Here is a 17,403-nt window from a genome sequence, read left to right on the forward strand (position 1 = left end):
TCAGGGGCTGTTCGAGCGGTGGCCGACCGGCCTTGGGGCGCAGGTCCGGCGTGTAAGGTCTAGCGGGTGAAGGCATTGCGTCGGTTCACGGTCCGTGCCCATCTGCCCGAGCGGCTGTCTGCGCTCACCGAGCTGGCGACGAATCTGCGGTGGTCGTGGCACGCGCCGACGCAGGATCTGTTCGCCGAGCTGGACCGGTCGCTGTGGGCCGAGGTCGGCCACGATCCGGTGCGGATGCTGGGCGAGGTGCCCGCGGCCCGGCTGGACGAGCTGGCCGCCGACCCGGCCTACCTGCGCGCGGTGGATGCCGCCGCGGCCGATCTGCGTGACTACCTGGAGCGGCCGCGCTGGTTCGACCGGCAGACCGACGGCGAGCGGGCCGGGCGGTTGCCGCGCGGCATCGCGTACTTCTCGATGGAGTTCGGCGTGACCGAGGTGCTGCCGAACTATTCCGGCGGGCTCGGCATCCTGGCGGGCGACCACCTGAAGGCCGCCTCGGACCTGGGCCTGCCGCTCATCGGCGTCGGCCTGCTGTACCGGTCCGGCTACTTCCGGCAGTCGCTGACCGCCGACGGCTGGCAGGCCGAACGCTATCCGGACCTGGATCCGCAGGGCCTGCCGCTGCGGCTGCTCACCGAATCGGGTTCGCCCGTGCTGGTGCACGTGCCGATGCCCGAGCACCGGGTGCTGCGCGCCCGCGTGTGGATCGCCCAGGTGGGCCGGGTGCCGTTGCTGCTGCTGGACTCCGACATCGCCGACAACGATCCCGAACTGCGCTCGGTGACCGACCGGCTCTACGGCGGCGACCAGGACCACCGCATCAAGCAGGAGATCCTGGCCGGGATCGGCGGCGTGCGCGCGGTCCGCGCCTACACCCATGCCCACGGCCTGCCCGACCCGGACGTGTTCCATATGAACGAGGGGCACGCGGGCTTCCTCGGCATCGAGCGGATCCGCGAATTCATGGCCGCCGGGACGGATTTCGACGCCGCCTTGGCCGCCGTCCGGGCCGGTACGGTGTTCACCACGCACACCCCCGTGCCCGCGGGCATCGACCGGTTCGCGGGCGCGCTGGTGCGCCGGTACTTCGGCTGCGCGCACGGCGAGCGCGAATCTCCGCTGCTGCCCGGTGTTTCGGTGGATCGGATCGTGGCGCTGGGCCGGGAGGCCGACCCATCGGTGTTCAACATGGCGCATCTCGGGCTGCGGCTGGCGCAGCGCGCCAACGGGGTGTCGCGACTGCACGGCGAGGTGAGCCGCGCCATGTTCGCGCCGCTGTGGCCCGGTTTCGACGCCGCGGAGGTGCCGATCGGCTCGGTCACCAACGGCGTGCACGCGCCCACCTGGGCGGCGCGGGAATGGATCGACAAGGCACGGGAATTCGTCGGGCCCGAGCTGGTGGAGGAGGCGCGCGGCTGGGAGCGGCTGCGCGACGTCGACCCGCGCGAGCTGTGGTCGACGCGAAACACGCTGCGCGGCTTGCTCGTCGGCGAGGTGCGCCGCCGGGTGCGGGCGTCGTGGCTGGAGCGCGGCGCCGCGCCCGCCGAATTGACCTGGGTGGACGAGGTTTTCGATCCGACGGTGCTCACCGTCGGGTTCGCGCGCCGGGTGCCGACCTACAAGCGGCTGACGCTGATGCTGCGCGACCCGGAGCGGCTGCGGTCGCTGCTGCTGGATCCCGAGCGGCCGGTGCAGCTGGTGGTGGCGGGGAAGAGCCATCCGGCCGACGACGGCGGCAAGGCGCTCATCCAACAGGTGGTGCGCTTCGCCGACGATCCGGCGGTGCGGCACCGCATCGTGTTCCTGCCCGACTACGACATGTCGATGGCCCGCTACCTGTACTGGGGATGCGATGTGTGGCTGAACAATCCGCTGCGCCCGCTGGAGGCGTGCGGCACGTCGGGGATGAAGGCGGCGCTCAACGGCGGGCTGAACCTGTCGATCCGCGACGGCTGGTGGGACGAGATGTACGACGGCGAGAACGGCTGGGCCATCCCGACCGCCGACGGCGTCCGTGACGACCACCGCCGCGACGACCTGGAGGCCGCCGCCCTGTACGAGATGCTGGAACGCGCGGTGCTGCCGCGCTTCTACGACCGCGACCGCGACGGCCTGCCGGTGCGCTGGCTGGAGATGGTCCGGCACACCTTGCAGACCCTCGGCCCGCAGGTGCTGGCCTCGCGCATGGTCCGCGACTACGCCGTCGGCTACTACCTGCCGGCCGCCGCCGCGTATTCGGCTGTGGCACAGGACGATTTCGCCGGCGCGCGGGAACTCGCCGGGTACCGCCGCCGGGTCGAGTCGGCGTGGCCGCAGGTGAAGGTGATCCAGGTCGACAGCGCCGGCCTGCCCGACACCCCGGTGATCGGCGCGGAACTCGCCCTGCGCGCCCGCATCGACCTCGGCGGTCTGGCCCCGGCGGACGTGGTGGTGCAGGCGGTGCTGGGCCGAGTATCCCCGGACGACGACCTGTCCGACGTCACCACCGTCGAGATGTCGCACAGCGGAACGGATTCCGGCGTGGAGATCTTCACCGCCGACACCCCCGTGCCGCTGTCGGGGGCGGTCGGTTACACGGTGCGTGTGCTCCCGCACCACCCGCTGCTGGCCGGTCCCGCCGAACTGGGCCTGGTCGCCGCGCCCACCCCGTAGGCCGCCGCGGCCTCAACTCGGCTGTACCAGCGTGCGTTTCAGGATCTTGCCGGTGGGATTGCGGGGCAGGGCGTCGAGGAAGTGGACGTCGCGGGGGACGGAGAAGCGGCCGAGGCGGTTGCGGACGTAGGTGCGGATCATGTCCGGGTCGAGCCCGGAATCCGCGCGCTTGACCACGAAAGCGGCCAGGCGCTGGCCGAATTCGTGATCGGGGACGCCGACCACCGCCACCTCGCTCACCTGCGGCAGATGCGACAGCGCCTCCTCGACCGGGCGCGGGAAGACGTTCTCGCCGCCGGAGATGATCATCTCGTCGTCGCGGCCGGCGACGAACAACCGGCCGGTGGCGTCCAGGTAGCCGACATCGCCGGTGTCGAGCATGCCGTCGGCCTCGCCCGGCGCGGCCGCGTCGGTGTAGCCGTCGAAGAGCATGTGGTTGCCGACGAAGATCCGCCCGGTCGCGCCCACCGGCACCGGCCGCGAATCCGGCCCCAGCACGGCCACTTTCGTGCCGAGCGGCGGGCGCCCGGCGGTGGTCGGGGAGAGCCGCAGGTCGGCCGGGTCGGCGATGGAGGCCCACGACACCTCGGTCGAGCCGTACACGTTGTACAGGGTCGCGCCGAACAGCTCGGCGAACCGCAGCACCGCCGCGCCGGCCAGCGGCGCCCCGCAGCTGGCCACCACCCGCAGGCTGGAGGTGTCGTAGCGGGCCCGCACCGCGTCGGGCAGGTCCAGGATCCGGTTCACCATGATGGGAACCACGATCAGCGACGTGACCCGGTGCTCGGCGATCAGCCGCAGGCAGTCCTCGGCGTCGAAGCGCTCCGGCAGCACCACCGTGGCCCGGATCGGCGTGCTGATCTGCAATGCCGCCAGTCCCCAGGTGTGGAACAGCGGCGCGGGGATCAGCATGGTCTCGTTCATGCGCAACGGAATTCGCGACAGCAGCGCCGCGACCGTGCCGAAGCCCTTGGGGTGCGGGCGAAGCGCGCCCTTCGGCGTCCCGCTCGTGCCGGAGGTCAGCACGATCAGCCGTCCCGGCCGCGGCGGCTTGCCGAAACTGCCGCGGCCCATGGCGATCAGGTCGTCGACGGTGGCGCGGCCGGGCTCGGCGGGATCGACCGCGACCGGGAAGCGCGGCAGGTCCGGCGGCAGGTAGCGGGTCAGCTCCGCCAGGCTCGGATCCTCGAAAATCGCCGCGAGCCGGTGCCTTTCGGCGATCTCGGCGATCGTGCCGGCGGCCAGGCCGGTGTTGAGCAGCACCACGTCCGCGCCGAGTTTGCCTGCGGCGACCATGATCTCGACCATCTCGGCGTGGTTGCGTGACAGCAGGCCGATCGCGTCGCCCGCGCGGATGTCGAGATCGGCCAGCGCGCTCGCCAGGGCGTGGGTGCGCGCGTGGATCTCGGCGAAGGTGCGTTCGCCGCGGTCGTCGATCACGGCCGGGCGGTGCGGGTCGTAGGCCGCCGCGGCCGCGTAGCCGCCCGCCAGGGTGAAGCCCCATTTAGCCAGGCGCCGTAGCTGTTTCACGCCGCGGTCGAACCGGTAGCTGCGCACCACCCCGGTCGCGATCATCTGCCGCGCGACGTCGACCTGTAGTCGCACGGGCGAGTCCTCGCCGTTGACCACCACCGAGGTGGGCGCGCCGGTGATCAGGTCGGCCACCCGGCGCAGACCGGCCAGCGTCCAGTCGATCACGGCCTCGTTGGGCAGCGTCGCCACCAGCAGATGCGCCCGGCCCGGCGTGAAGTAGGTGACGTTGACCTTGGTGTGCTCACGGTCGCCGCGCAGCCGGATCGCGGCGAAGCAACCCTGTGCGGGACACTGCAATTCGAGGAACTCCCCGCGGCGGCCGGGGATCAGGTGGACGTCCAGGACGCGGATCTCGCCGGTCTCGCCGCCGAGGCGCATCCGCAGCAGGGCGGGTCCGTCGCCGGCCTCGAGTTGTTCGCAGGCGCCGATGCCGGGGAACAGCCGGGGGTAGGTCTCGGGGTCGAGGAGTAGATCCCAGACGGCGTTGCGGTCGGCGGCCAGTTCGCCGGACGCCTCCACGATATCGGTAACCAACAGCTTGCACTTCTCGCTCGGCCGCCTCGACAGCTCGGTTCGGCGGATAACGCCTTTGTAACGGCAAGCGCTCCGCAGGTCAAGAACCTCCATATTGAAGGCGAATTCTGCGTTAAATTGCCCAGTGATTGCGTGTGACTTGCGGTTACGTTCTTAGGGTGCTGGCCCGGATTGCTCCTGGTTAGCCGTCCCGGAATCGCGCGCACCCGGCCGGGCAGATACGGTGCCCTGGGCATTTGTTCCTCCGGCCGAGGTGGAGAGATCACGATGAGTACCGACGTGCAGCCGCGACCGCAGGGTCGCATCGACTCCTACTTCGGGGTCACCCGGCTCGGATCCACCTACCGGCGCGAGATCATGGCGGGCACGGTGACGTTCCTGGCGATGTCGTATGTGCTCGCGGTGAATCCGTCGGTACTCGGCGACCACGGCCAGCTCGGCCCGCTCGGCATCCCGACCCAGGCCGTCTTCACCGCGACCGCCGTCGCCGCGGTGTTCGGCACGCTGGTCATGGGACTGTGGGCGCGCTACCCGGTGGCGCTCGCGCCCGGCATGGGACTCAACGCGTTCTTCGCGTACTCGGTGGTGCTCGGGATGGGTATCCCGTGGCAGGAGGCGCTGTCGGGCACCTTCCTGTCCGGCGTGATCTTTTTCGTGCTGGCGGTGGCCAAGATTCGCGAGAAGATCATCGACGCCATCCCGATGCAGATGAAGCTGGCCGTCGGTGCCGGCATCGGCATGTTCGTGGCGTTCCTCGGCCTCAAGAACGCCGGTGTCGTCGTCGCGAGCGAGTCGACGCTCGTGCATCTGGGTGACTTCACCAAGGGCAGTACCCTGCTGGCGCTGTTCGGACTGCTGGTGACGGTCGTGTTCATGGTGCTCGGCTGGCACGGGGCGGTGCTGTACGGGATCGTCGCCACCACCGTGGTCGGGATCGTGAGCGGGCTGGTCGAGCTGCCGGATTCGGTGGTCGCCATGCCGCACGGGCTGGACCAGACCTTCGGCCAGGCCATCGTCCACCTGCCCGACGCGTTCACCGGTCAGATGGTGATCGTCGTGCTGACCATGCTGTTCGTCGACTTCTTCGACGCCTCCGGCACGTTGATCGGCATCGCCAACCAGGCGGGGCTGCTCGGCCCGGACGGCCGGCTGCCCCGGGCGGCGCAGGCGCTGGCCGCCGACTCGGTGGGCACCACCGCCGGCGCCATCATCGGCACCTCGACCACGACGGCGTACGTCGAATCGACCGCCGGCGTCAGCGCGGGCGGGCGCACCGGATTGACGGCGGTGGCCACGGCGGCCTGGTTCCTGATCGCGATGTTCTTCTTCCCGGTGTTCGCCGTCGTCGCGGGCGCGCCCGCGGTGACCGCGCCGGCGCTCATCGTGGTCGGCGTGCTGATGGCCCGGGCGCTCGGCGAGATCGACTGGCACAAGCTGGAATTCGCGATCCCGGCCTTCCTCACCGTGATCATGATGCCGCTGACCTACTCGATCGCCAACGGCATCGCGATGGGGCTGCTGTTCTACCCGGTAGTGATGGTCGCGCGCGGCCGCGGGCGCGAGGTGCACTGGGTGATGTGGGTGCTGATGGCGGTGTTCCTGGGGTACTTCTTCTTCCTCGCCGAATAAACTCCGGCCGGAATCGCTCCGGGGCTGTGGAATACCGCGTGAACCGAATAGGGTTGTGCCCCGTGAACAAACCGGACCATAGTCCGGTTTGTTTTCTACAACTAACGAGTGAGGACACGGAGACAACCATGACCGCCCACACCACCACCGCCCGCGACCTCGACCAGCGCACCGGCGGGATTGCCGCCGCCGACGTCGGACTGCTGATCCTGCGGGTGTTCTTCGGCGGCCTGCTGTTCGTGCACGGCACCCAGAAACTGTTCGGCTGGTTCAACGGCATGGGCTGGGACGCGACCACGTCCGGTTTCGAGCAGATGGGATACAACCCGGGCAAATTCTTCGGAACTCTCGCGGGGCTCAGCGAACTCACCGGCGGCGCACTGCTCTTCTTGGGCCTGCTCACGCCGCTGGCCGCGGCGATCGCGCTCGGCACCATGATCAACGCGATCAATGTGACCTGGCACGGCGGCCTGCAGGGTTACGAGACGGCGCTGCTGTTCGGGGTGGCCGCGGTGACGCTGGCCTTCACCGGGCCCGGCCGCTACTCGCTGGACCACGGCCGTCCGTGGGAGCGTCGCGGCGTGGTCTGGGCGGTGGCCGCCGTCGTGCTCGCGGTCGTGGCCGGAGTGGTCACCCTGATCTTCAAATGGGCGCTGTGAGTGGGTGATCGGGGCTTTCGTTGAGGGGCCCCCGCACCGTGTGCAGGGCTCGGCGCGGGGGCATCGGATACATCCGATGTGGGAATTGGGGGTCCACCGGAGTATCGATCCCCAATTTAGTTCCGCATAGAAGTTCGGCCAAGGCCTGAGGGCAATTTCACAGCATCGTAATGTTTAGCGCCCGGCGGGCGCGGTGGCGGTCAGCCGCTGCAGGGCCTTGGCCACCACCTCCGGATCCGAGGTCTCCCAGTACGGCGGCAGCGAGGCCCGCAGGTAGGCGCCGTAGCGCGCGGTGACCAGGCGCGGATCGAGCACGGCCACGACGCCGCGGTCCGCGGTGCTGCGCAGCAGCCGGCCCGTGCCCTGGGCCAGCAGCAGCGCGGCGTGATTGGCCGCGATCGCCATGAAGCCGTTGCCGCCGCGCGATTCCACCGCCCGCTGCCGGGCGACCAGCAGCGGATCGTCCGGCCGCGGGAACGGGATGCGGTCGAGGATCACCAGGCTCAGCGACGGGCCGGGTACGTCCACGCCCTGCCACAGCGACAGCGTGCCGAACAGCGACGTCTCCGCGTCCTCGGCGAAGCGGCGGACCAGCGCGCCGGTGGCGTCCTCGCCCTGGCACAGCACCGGGGTGTCCAGGCGCTGGCGCAGCACCTCGGTGGCGGCCTTGGCCGCGCGCATCGAGGAGAACAGCCCCAGGGTGCGGCCGCCCGCGGCGCGGATCAGCCGTTCGATCTCGTCCAGCGCGGCCGGGGCCATGCCGTCGCGGCCCGGCGCGGGCAGGTGCTTGGCGACGTAGAGGATGCCGGACTTGGCGTGGTCGAACGGGGAGCCGACATCGAGCGAATTCCAGCGCAGCGCACCGGCATCCGAGGGCGCCTCGGCGCCGTTGGCGAGGGCCGCGTCGACCTTGCCGGCCGACTGCGGCGGCAGGCCCCAGGTGACGGCCAGACCGTCGAACGAGCCGCCGACCTGCAACGTGGCCGAGGTGAGCACGACGGTGGCGGTGCCGAACAGCCGGCTGCGCAGCAGCCCGCCCACCGACAGCGGCGCCATGTGCAGCGTGCGGCGCGCGATGCCGCGGGTCTCCTCGGCCGACAGCCAGATCACGTCGCGGCGCGCGGCCGGGTCCGGCTCCTCGAACGCCGTGAGCGCGCGCACCGCGGTGTCGTGCACCTCCTCGACCGCGGCCACGGCCTGATTGCGGGCGGCGGCCGCCTCCGGATCGCCCTGCGGGGCCGAGGAACCCGGCGGCGCGAGCGCGGTGCGCAGATTCCAGGCGGCGTCGCGGATCAGCGCGAGCACGGGGGAGACGCCGTCGGGCAGGGCGTCCCAGCGGCCCGGCGGCAGCTCCTCGAGCAGGTTGTGCCAGGCGTCGGCGGCGCCCTCCAGGCGGTCCACCTCCCGCTCGTCGACGAGTTTGGCGCAGCGCTTGGCGGCCGCGGCGATGGCGGCGGTGGACAGCTCGGCGGTGGCCACGCCGGTGACCCGGTCCACCAGCTCGTGCGCCTCGTCGATGATGACGACGTCGTGTTCGGGGAGCACCTGGATGCCGCTGATGGCGTCGATGGCCAGCAGTGCGTGGTTGGTGACGACCACGTCGGCCTGGCCGGACTCGGTGCGCGCGCGTTCGGCGAAGCAGTCGGTGCCGAACGGGCAGCGCGACTTGCCCAGGCACTCCCGCGAGGACACGCTGACCTGGCGCCACGCTCGGTCGCTGACGCCGGGGGCCACCTCGTCGCGATCGCCGGTCTCGGTGTCGGAGGCCCAGTCGTTGAGCCGCTGCACCTCGCGGCCCAGCCGCGACACCGCGAACGCGTCGAACAGCTCGGCCTCGGCCGGCTCGTCGGGCACCACGCTGTTGATCTTGTTCAGGCACAGATAGTTGTTGCGGCCCTTGAGGATCGCGAATCGCGCGCGGCGGCCGAGCGGCTGCTCCAGCGCCTCGGCCAAGCGCGGGAGATCCCGGTCCACCAGCTGGCGCTGCAGGGCGATGGTCGCCGTCGAGACCACCACCGTGCGCCCGGTCTGCACGGCGTGCCGCAGGCTGGGCACCAGGTAGGCCAGCGACTTGCCGGTGCCGGTGCCGGCCTGTACCGCCAGGTGCTCCTTGGTGTCGATGGAGTGCGCGACCGCGGCCGCCATGGTCTGCTGGCCCTTGCGCGCCGCGCCGCCCAGCGCGTCGACGGCGCTCGCCAGCAAGGTCGGAACGGGCGGGAGTTCGGGCACCCAGGCAGATTACTGCGCCGGTCCGACAGGCACGCGCGGACTCTCGCGGAATCGGGGCGCCCGGCCCGGGTTGTACGGTATCGGGACCGGGTCGCTCGGTCCGGTGTGGGCGCTGGGGAAGGAGTGTCCGATGCAGCCGTCGTGGGCGCAGTGGGTGGCCGGGGGCGACTATGTCGAGGTGGGCGGCCATCGGGTGTTCCACCGGCAGGACGGGCCGGAGGACGGGCGGCCGGTCACGCTGCTGCACGGCTATCCGACCTCGTCGCACGACTGGGCGCCGGTGCTGCTCGCGCTCGTCGAATCCGGCTGCCGGGTAACGACTCTCGACTTCCTCGGCTTCGGCGCCAGCGCCAAGCCGACCCGGCACGACTACCGCCTCACCAAGCAGGCCACGCTGGTCGAGGAGCTGTGGCGCTACCTCGGCATCGGCGAAACCGCCTTGGTGGCACACGATTACGGCGTGAGCGTGGCGCAGGAGCTACTGGCGCGCGAGCCCGGCCGGGTCACCCGGATGGCGTGGCTGAACGGCGGTCTCTACGTCGACCTGTACCGGCCGCTGCCGATTCAGCGCCTGCTGCACACCCGGCTCGGAAAGGTGCTGGGCCCGTTGATGTCCGAGTCCGCCTACCGCATGTCGCTGCGCCGGATCCTGGGCCGCCCGCTCGCCGACGCCGAGCTGCGCGAGATGTGGCTGGCGACCTCCTCGGACGGCGGCCGGCGCGTGCAGTGGCGGCTCAATCGCTACCATGACGAGCGCCGGCTCGAAGCCGGGCGCTGGCAGCGGGCGCTGGAAAGCTATGCCGGGCCGACGCTGTTCCTGTGGGGCCCGGCCGATCCGATCAGCGGCGGTCACCTCCTGCCGCGCCTGCGCAAACGATTCCCGCACGCCACCTTCGTCGTCCTCGACGAGCCGCCCGCGACCGGGCACTACCCGCAACTGGAGAACCCGGAGGCGGTCGCGGCGGCGCTCACGGCCTTCCTGACGCCGTAGCCGTGCCACGAAAGCGCTGGTAGACGCCAGCGCGAAGAAAATATTTGGAACGGAACGATCCATTCTGCTACGCTGATTCCAGAACAGAACGAAACATTCCGTTCTGGTTAGCGAGGAGAGATCATGACCGACATCCGCCCCTTCCGCATCGAGATCCCGCAGGCCGACCTGGACGACCTGAACTACCGGCTGGCACACGCGCGCTTCGCCGACGAACTGCCCGCGGAACTGGTGGCGGGCAAGGTCGACGTCGGCATCCCGGTGCCCGGCGGCTGGGAGTACGGGGTTCCGGGCTCGTTCGTGCGGCCGCTGGTGCGGCGCTGGCGCGACGAATTCGACTGGCGCGCAGCGGAGGAGAAGCTGAACGCCCACCCGCACTTCGTCACCGAGATCGACGGCCAGACCATCCACTTCGTGCACGTGCGCTCGGCGAACCCGGACGCGACGCCGCTGATGCTCACCCACGGCTGGCCCAGCTCGTTCGTGGAGTACCTGGGCCTGGTGGAGCGGCTGACCGACGAGTTCCACCTGGTCATCCCGTCCTACCCGGGCTTCACGTTCTCGGGCCCGACCGCCGACATCGGCTGGAGCTCGGAGCGGATGGCCGCGGCCTACGTCGAGCTGATGCGGCGGCTGGGGTACGAGCGCTACGGCGTGCACGGCAACGACGGCGGCGCCATCGTCTCCCCGGCGATGGGCCGGCTGGCGCCCGACCGCGTGATCGGCGTGCACGTCAACCAGATCTTCTCGTTCCCGACGGGGGAGCCGGGCGAGCTGGACGGCCTGAGCGAGCAGGAGCTGATGGGCGTCGAGTTCGGGCGGAAGTTCCTGCAGCACTCCATCCACGACTTCGCCCAGCGGGCACAGCCGCAGACGCTGGCGCACGGGCTCTCGGATTCGCCGGTGGGACAGCTGGCCTGGAGCGGTCAGCTGCTGGGCACCCTGGATCCCGACGACATCCTGATCAATGTCGCCCTCTACTGGTTCACCAACACCTCGGCGTCCTCGGCGCGGTTCTACTTCGAGGACGCGCACGGCGCGCACCCGTCGGAGCCGACCACGGTGCCGATCGGTCTGGCCTCGTTCGGCTACGACTTCCGGGCGCCGCGCAAGTTCGCCGAGCGCGACCACGCCAACATCGTGCAGTGGAACGAGTACGCCGAAGGCGGGCACTGGTCCGCTTACGAGGTGCCCGGGATCCTGGCCGAGGACATCCGCGGGTTCTTCGCGAAACTGGCCTAGCGCAGGCGATTACGCCTCCGGCCCCGGAGATCGGGGTCGGAGGCGTTCAGCGTTCCAACTCGCCCGCGAGTTCGATGCCGGCGTGGCGCATCCGGTCCAGCGCCTGCTTGGTGGTGGCGGTGGCGACCGCCGCGGTGAGGCCGAGCAGCACGCGGGTCTCGAATCCGGCGGCGCGGGCGTCCAGGGCGGTGGCGCGCACGCAGTGGTCGGTCGCGATGCCGCAGACGTCCACGGTGTCGACGCCGTGGGCGCGCAGCCAGTCGGCGAGGGGAGTGCCGTCGCCGGCCGCGCCCTCGAAACCCGAATAGGCCGCGCTGTATTCGCCCTTGGAGAAGATCTCCTCGATCGGACCGAGATCCAACTCCGGATGGAACTCCGCGCCCGGCGTGCCCGCGCGGCAGTGCGGCGGCCAGCTGTCCACGAAGTCGGGCCGGTCGGAGAAGTGCGCGCCCGGATCGATGTGGTGGTCGCGGGTGGCGACGACGGCGTCGTAGTCGGAGACGCCGAGATACTCGCTGATCCGCGCCGCCACCGCGGCGCCGCCCGGGACGGCCAGCGCGCCGCCCTCGCAGAAATCGTTCTGTACGTCGACGACGATCAGTGCTCTGGTCATGTTCGCACCCCTGGGCTCGGTGCTCTCATTCTAGGAAGGTGGTCGGGATCGCGGGTTCCCCGGCCGACAGTTTCAAACCCTCCCACGGCAGGCTGACCCGGCCCTGGGCGACCAGGTCGCGGCTCTCCCTCAGGGTCGGGCGGTCCGGCACGATCTCGCCCGCCCGGACCAGCGGCACCAGCAGCTCGCGCGCCTCGAAACCGGCGGTGTCGGGCCGGGTGCCCGCCGCCGGGTACACGATCTCCTCGACGATCGTCCCGGTCGGGCGCGACAGCCGGACCGCCCGCTTGGTGCCGCCGCGCGACTCCTTGTGGCTGCTGCGCTTGGCGACCGGCACGCCCGCCACCTCGACCAGCTTGTAGACCATGCCGGCGGTCGGCGCGCCGGACCCGGTCACCAGCGAGGTGCCCACGCCGTAGGCGTCGACCGGCTCGGCGCGCAGCCCCGCGATCGAGTACTCGTCCAGATCCCCCGACACCACGATGCGGGTGCGGGTCGCGCCGAGCGCGTCGAGTTGGTCGCGCACCTGCCGCGCCAGCACGCCGAGATCGCCGGAATCGATACGCACCCCGCCCAATTCGGGCCCGGCCACCTCGATCGCGGTGGCCACCCCCTGGGTGATGTCGAAGGTGTCGACCAGCAGCGTGGTGCCGACCCCGAGCGCCTCGATCTGGCTGCGGAACGCCGCCGCCTCGTGCTGCCCGTCCGGCCCGCTGTGCAGCAGCGTGAACGCGTGCGCGCTGGTGCCCGCGCCGGGAACCCCGTAGCGCCGCACCGCTTCCAGATTCGAGGTGGCGTCGAAACCGGCCAGGTAGGCGGCGCGGGCGCTGGCCGGTGCGGCCAGTTCGTGGGTGCGCCGCGAGCCCATCTCGATCATCCGGCGGCCGCCCGCGGCGCTGACCATGCGCGCGGCGGCCGCGGCGATCGCGCTGTCGTGGTTGAGGATCGACAGGATCAGCGTCTCCAGCACGACGCATTCGGCGAAGCTGCCGCGCACCGACAGGATCGGCGAGCCGGGGAAGTACAGTTCGCCCTCGCGGTAGCCGTCGATGTCGCCGCCGAAGCGGTAGGCGCGCAGCCAGTCCAGGGTGCGCTCGTCCAGGAAACCGGCGGCGATCTCGAGTTCGGATGCGCCGAAACGGAATTCGGCCAGCGCGTCGAGCAGCCGGCCGGTCCCGGCCACCACGCCGTAGCGTCTGCCGTGCGGCAATCTCCTGGCGAATACCTCGAAGGTGCACTGCCGCCGGGCCGAGCCGTCGGCCAGCGCGGCCGCCAGCATGGTCAGTTCGTACTGGTCGGTGAGCAGCGCGGTGCTGGCTGCCGGGGGTGTGGTGTCCACGCCGCCACTGTAGACAGCGGACCCGGCCGGCTCGCGGCGCGGGATGTGGCTTGTGAGAGGGACAAAACGGCTACCTGCGGGTGTTGTTTATCCGGGGCCGAGTCGTACCCTGAAGGTTATGGGTCTGTGCATGAACGACGCCGTCCGGGTCGCCGCCGGTCCGGTCGGCGCGAACGTGACCGCGGTGCACACGACCGGCCCGGAGGCGTCGACGCGCGTCGCCGCACCGGGCCCCGGAAGTGTCGCGACCGCAGCGATGTCGGCGCCGCAGGCGACTCCGGAGGCGATCGAGTCCGCCGAGATCCTGGAGGCCGAGGACCGGCCGTGGGTGACGGTGGTCTGGGACGATCCGGTCAACCTGATGCATTACGTCACCTACATCTTCCAAAAGTTGTTCGGCTACAGCAAAGCCAAGGCAACCGAGTTGATGCTCAAGGTGCACAACGAGGGCAAGGCGGTGGTTTCGTCCGGTTCACGTGACAAGATGGAGCACGACGTGCAGCGACTACACGCGGCCGGGCTGTGGGCCACCATGCAGCGTGACGACTGACCGGGACGGCTACCGTAACCCCGTGCGCAAGTGGAGCAGGAAGAACTCGCTGAGCGGGCTCAAGCTGCGGTCGGAGATGGACGCGCGGGAGGCGGAGGTGCTGCGTTCGCTGGTCGGCGCGGTCACCGGCCTGCTGAGCGACCGGGCGCAGTCCGCGCCCGAGGACGATCTGGCCGCGCTCACCGGGCTACGCACCGGCAACACCGAACCGCCGGACGATCCCCGGCTGGCGCGGCTGCTGCCGGACTTCCATCGGCCCGAACCCGGCTCGCCCGACGCCGACCGCGCCGATCTCAACAGCGCGCTGCGCGGCCTGCACGAGCCCGACATCATCGAGGCCAAGGTCGCGGCGGGCGGCGTGGTGCTGGACACCCTGCCCCCGGCCGGCGGCAAGATCGCGCTCACCCCGGAGCAGGCCGATGCCTGGCTGACCGCGCTCAACGACGTGCGCCTGGCCCTGGGCACCGCCCTCGGCATCGACGACGACACGCCCGAACAGTTCGATCCCGACGACCCGCGCGCCCCGCATCTGGACGTCTACCACTGGCTGACCTGGATGCAGGACTCCCTGCTCCAGGCCCTGGCACCCTGAACGATCGCGAATTTCACTGCGAATAAATATTGACAGCCACCGCGACTAGCACATTTTCCGAAACGGCGCGGGAAATTCGGGGGCTGCGACCGCGGGCCGGGGAATAGGTGCATATTCTGGGCCGTTGACGACAGCGATTCGACCGGTTCGAGCGTGTCGGTGGGAACGGAAGGATTGTCGACTGTGCTGGTGATCAGGGCCGACCTCGTGGACGCGATGGTGGCGCACGCGCGTGCCGATCACCCCGACGAGGCCTGTGGCGTGATCGCCGGTCCCGAGGGCTCCGACCGTCCCGAGCGCTTCGTGGCCATGATCAACGCCGAGCGCTCGCCGACCTTCTACCGCTTCGACTCCGGCGAGCAACTGCGGGTGTGGCGCGAGATGGACGAGCGCGACGAGGAACCGGTGGTCGTCTACCACTCCCACACCGCGACGGAGGCGTACCCCAGCCGCACCGACGTCTCCTACGCCGCCGAGCCCAACGCGCACTACGTGCTGGTCTCGACCCGCGACCCGGAAGCACACGAACTGCGCAGCTATCGGATCGTCGACGGGGTCGTCACCGAGGAGCCGGTGCGCATCGTGCCCGAATACTCGACCGCCGAGGCCTGAGCCGTCCCGAACCAGGAAGCAAGGAGCATCCCCATGCCGGTAACCGTGTCCATCCCGACCATCATGCGCACCCACACCGGTGGCGAGAAGCGCGTGCAGGCCACCGGATCCACCCTCGCCGCGGTGATCGACGACCTGGAGAGCAACTACTCCGGCCTCAAGGAGCGGCTGCTGTCCGACGGCAAGCTGAACCGCTACGTCAACATCTACGTCGACGACGAGGACGTCCGGTTCGCCGGCGGGCTCGAGGCCGAGGTGCCCGAGGGCGGCACCGTGACCATCCTGCCCGCCGTCGCGGGCGGCGCGGCCTGATTTCCCGTGGCGCGCTACGAATCCCTGATCGAGACCCTCGGTGATACGCCGCTGGTGGGGTTGCGCCGGCTGTCCCCGAAATGGGACGGCGAGGACCACGTGCGGCTGTGGGCCAAGCTCGAGGACCGCAACCCGACCGGCTCGATCAAGGACCGCCCGGCGCTGCGCATGATCGAGCGGGCCGAGGCGGACGGGACACTGCGGCCCGGCTGCACGATTCTCGAACCGACCAGCGGCAACACCGGCATCTCGCTGGCCATGGCGGCCAAGCTGAAGGGGTACCGCCTGGTCTGCGTGATGCCGGAGAACACCTCGGTGGAACGACGCCAGCTGCTGACGATGTTCGGCGCCGAGATCATCGACTCGCCGGCCGCGGGCGGCTCGAATCAGGCCGTGGCGCAAGCGAAGCGGATCGCGGCGGAGAATCCGGACTGGGTGATGCTGTACCAGTACGGCAATCCCGCCAACGCGCAGGCGCACTACGAGGGCACCGGCCCGGAGCTCCTCGCGGACCTGCCCGAGATCACCCATTTCGTCGCCGGTCTGGGCACCACCGGAACCCTGATGGGCACCGGGCGCTTCCTGCGCGAGAAGGTGCCGTCGATCGACGTGGTCGCCGCCGAGCCGCGCTACGGCGAACTGGTCTACGGCCTGCGCAACCTGGACGAGGGCTTCGTCCCCGAGCTGTACGACGAATCCGTGCTGACCTCGCGCTTCTCCGTCGGCCCCTACGACGCGGTGCGCCGCACCCGGGAGCTGGTCGGCGAGGAGGGCATCTTCGCGGGCATCTCCACCGGCGCGATCCTGCACGCCGCGCTCGGCGTGGGCGCCAAGGCGCTGAAGGCGGGCCGCCGCGCCGACATCGCCTTCGTCGTCGCCGACGGCGGCTGGAAGTACCTGTCCACGGGGGCCTACGAGGGCACTCTCGACGAGGCGGAAGACAAACTCGACGGCCAACTCTGGGCTTAGAAGCAGCATCCCCTCCCCGCGTCATCCCGGCATGGTTTTGGCCGGGATCCACACAACGGAATAGATCCCGGCCAAAAGCGTGCCGGGATGACGAGTGAGGTGCCGGGATGACGAGTGAGGTGCCGGGATGACGGGGGCGGTGGGCTTCGTGCCGGGTCGGTACGCTCGGAAGGGCGGAGCCCGGTCGCGTCCGGGCCGGCACAGCCCCCGGGTCTCCGCGAGGAGGTGAAGGCCGGTGACCGCAGGGATGGAGCGCGGGCGAGGGAGATCGCCGGTCCCGCAGGGTAGCTCGGGGACGGCGCTGAAACTGCTGTGGCAGCGGGCGATCGCGCTGACACTCGGGTTCGTCGCGCTGCTCTACGCCGTCGAGGGCATCGATGTCGCCAGCGGCGAACGGCTCGAACAGGAGGGCGTGCGTCCGCGCAGCAGCGAGGGTCTGCTCGGCATCCTGTTCGCCCCGCTGCTGCACGACAATTGGGCCCACCTGATCGGCAACACCCTGCCCGTGCTCGTGCTGGGCCTGCTGACACTGCTGACCGGAATCGGCCGCGGCCTGGCCGCCACCGCCATCGTCTGGCTGATCGGCGGCTTGGGGACGTGGCTCACCGGGGACCCGCGGTCGGTGCACATCGGCGCCTCGGTGCTGGTGTTCGGCTGGCTCACCTATCTCGTCTCGCGCGGCTTCTTCGCGCGTAACCTCTGGCAGATACTGATCGGCCTGGTCGTGGGGTTGCTGTACGGCTCGATCCTGTGGGGCGTGCTGCCCGGACAGCCCGGAATCTCTTGGCAAGGACATCTTTTCGGGGCGGTGGGTGGACTGGTTGCCGGCTGGGTACTCTCTGGGGATGAACGTCGTCGTCGCCGCGGGGGTAGTGTCGGCCGCCCCGCGACGCCGGGGTGATCGCGGAGCCCGGCCGGTGGTTTGGGGGATCCCCTCTTGACAGCGA

15 protein-coding genes are annotated in these 17,403 nt (G+C 70.5%); 11 read left to right on the forward strand and 4 right to left on the reverse strand.

Features of this window, described 5'->3' with window-relative positions; all coding sequences use genetic code 11:
• Window positions 1-66: 66 nt before the first annotated feature.
• Window positions 67-2,652, forward strand: a complete 2,586-nt coding sequence (gene glgP / locus IU476_RS09575; RefSeq protein WP_195098773.1) for an alpha-glucan family phosphorylase — start codon at window positions 67-69, stop codon at window positions 2,650-2,652.
• A gap of 12 nt (window positions 2,653-2,664) precedes the next feature.
• On the opposite strand, the gene IU476_RS09580 is transcribed toward glgP, so the two are convergent.
• Complete coding sequence (locus IU476_RS09580; protein WP_228823457.1) at window positions 2,665-4,719, reverse strand: AMP-binding protein; 2,055 nt, start codon at window positions 4,717-4,719, stop codon at window positions 2,665-2,667.
• Between the two features lie 267 nt (window positions 4,720-4,986).
• On the opposite strand from IU476_RS09580, the gene IU476_RS09585 reads away from it, so the two are divergent.
• Window positions 4,987-6,348: an NCS2 family permease gene (locus IU476_RS09585; protein ID WP_195098775.1), complete on the forward strand. Its 1,362-nt coding sequence runs from the start codon at window positions 4,987-4,989 to the stop codon at window positions 6,346-6,348.
• Window positions 6,349-6,476: 128 nt separating this feature from the next.
• A complete protein-coding gene (locus IU476_RS09590) occupies window positions 6,477-7,007 on the forward strand; it encodes a DoxX family protein (RefSeq protein ID WP_195098777.1) in 531 nt (176 codons plus the stop codon).
• 174 nt (window positions 7,008-7,181) lie between these two features.
• Here IU476_RS09590 and IU476_RS09595 read toward each other — a convergent pair whose 3' ends face one another.
• A complete protein-coding gene (locus IU476_RS09595; protein ID WP_195098779.1) occupies window positions 7,182-9,236 on the reverse strand; it encodes an ATP-dependent DNA helicase in 2,055 nt (684 codons plus the stop codon).
• Window positions 9,237-9,366: 130 nt separating this feature from the next.
• Between IU476_RS09595 and IU476_RS09600 the strand changes: the two genes are divergently transcribed.
• Complete coding sequence (locus IU476_RS09600) at window positions 9,367-10,227, forward strand: alpha/beta fold hydrolase (protein ID WP_195098782.1); 861 nt, start codon at window positions 9,367-9,369, stop codon at window positions 10,225-10,227.
• A 123-nt stretch (window positions 10,228-10,350) separates the two neighbouring features.
• Entirely contained in the window at window positions 10,351-11,469 is a 1,119-nt protein-coding gene (locus IU476_RS09605; protein WP_195098784.1) for an epoxide hydrolase family protein, read from the forward strand.
• Between the two features lie 46 nt (window positions 11,470-11,515).
• Here IU476_RS09605 and IU476_RS09610 read toward each other — a convergent pair whose 3' ends face one another.
• Complete coding sequence (locus tag IU476_RS09610; protein ID WP_195098786.1) at window positions 11,516-12,082, reverse strand: isochorismatase family protein; 567 nt, start codon at window positions 12,080-12,082, stop codon at window positions 11,516-11,518.
• Window positions 12,083-12,107: 25 nt separating this feature from the next.
• Window positions 12,108-13,421 carry a nicotinate phosphoribosyltransferase gene (locus IU476_RS09615; RefSeq protein WP_324193968.1) on the reverse strand — a complete coding sequence of 438 codons (1,314 nt, stop codon included), beginning with the start codon at window positions 13,419-13,421 and terminating at the stop codon, window positions 12,108-12,110.
• A gap of 256 nt (window positions 13,422-13,677) precedes the next feature.
• Between IU476_RS09615 and clpS the strand changes: the two genes are divergently transcribed.
• From clpS to IU476_RS09645, 6 genes are all read left to right on the forward strand, one after another.
• A complete protein-coding gene (clpS, locus tag IU476_RS09620; protein ID WP_195099773.1) occupies window positions 13,678-13,971 on the forward strand; it encodes an ATP-dependent Clp protease adapter ClpS in 294 nt (97 codons plus the stop codon).
• A 22-nt stretch (window positions 13,972-13,993) separates the two neighbouring features.
• Window positions 13,994-14,563 carry an oxidative stress transcriptional regulator AosR gene (gene aosR, locus IU476_RS09625; RefSeq protein WP_195099775.1) on the forward strand — a complete coding sequence of 190 codons (570 nt, stop codon included), beginning with the start codon at window positions 13,994-13,996 and terminating at the stop codon, window positions 14,561-14,563.
• 183 nt (window positions 14,564-14,746) lie between these two features.
• Window positions 14,747-15,175 carry a M67 family metallopeptidase gene (locus IU476_RS09630; protein WP_195098788.1) on the forward strand — a complete coding sequence of 143 codons (429 nt, stop codon included), beginning with the start codon at window positions 14,747-14,749 and terminating at the stop codon, window positions 15,173-15,175.
• Window positions 15,176-15,208: 33 nt separating this feature from the next.
• The gene (locus tag IU476_RS09635) at window positions 15,209-15,487 is read left to right on the forward strand and encodes a MoaD/ThiS family protein (RefSeq protein ID WP_195098791.1); all 279 of its coding nucleotides are present in this window, start codon (window positions 15,209-15,211) and stop codon (window positions 15,485-15,487) included.
• Window positions 15,488-15,493: 6 nt separating this feature from the next.
• The gene (locus IU476_RS09640; RefSeq protein ID WP_195098793.1) at window positions 15,494-16,456 is read left to right on the forward strand and encodes a PLP-dependent cysteine synthase family protein; all 963 of its coding nucleotides are present in this window, start codon (window positions 15,494-15,496) and stop codon (window positions 16,454-16,456) included.
• A gap of 235 nt (window positions 16,457-16,691) precedes the next feature.
• Window positions 16,692-17,357, forward strand: coding sequence for a rhomboid family intramembrane serine protease (locus IU476_RS09645; protein ID WP_324193969.1), 666 nt, complete (start codon window positions 16,692-16,694; stop codon window positions 17,355-17,357).
• Window positions 17,358-17,403 lie beyond the last annotated feature (46 nt).

Origin of the sequence: Nocardia blacklockiae, assembly GCF_015477355.1 — a bacterium.
Lineage (GTDB): Bacteria > Actinomycetota > Actinomycetes > Mycobacteriales > Mycobacteriaceae > Nocardia > Nocardia blacklockiae.

Bases quoted from the DNA above. Each gene is read 5' to 3' on its own strand.
- IU476_RS09585 (WP_195098775.1), top strand. From the start codon at position 4,987: ATGAGTACCGACGTGCAGCCGCGACCGCAGGGTCGCATCGACTCCTAC.
- IU476_RS09590 (WP_195098777.1), top strand. From the start codon at position 6,477: ATGACCGCCCACACCACCACCGCCCGCGACCTCGACCAGCGCACCGGC.
- IU476_RS09600 (WP_195098782.1), top strand. From the start codon at position 9,367: ATGCAGCCGTCGTGGGCGCAGTGGGTGGCCGGGGGCGACTATGTCGAG.
- IU476_RS09605 (WP_195098784.1), top strand. From the start codon at position 10,351: ATGACCGACATCCGCCCCTTCCGCATCGAGATCCCGCAGGCCGACCTG.
- IU476_RS09610 (WP_195098786.1), bottom strand. From the start codon at position 12,082: ATGACCAGAGCACTGATCGTCGTCGACGTACAGAACGATTTCTGCGAG.
- clpS (WP_195099773.1), top strand. From the start codon at position 13,678: ATGTCGGCGCCGCAGGCGACTCCGGAGGCGATCGAGTCCGCCGAGATC.
- IU476_RS09635 (WP_195098791.1), top strand. From the start codon at position 15,209: ATGCCGGTAACCGTGTCCATCCCGACCATCATGCGCACCCACACCGGT.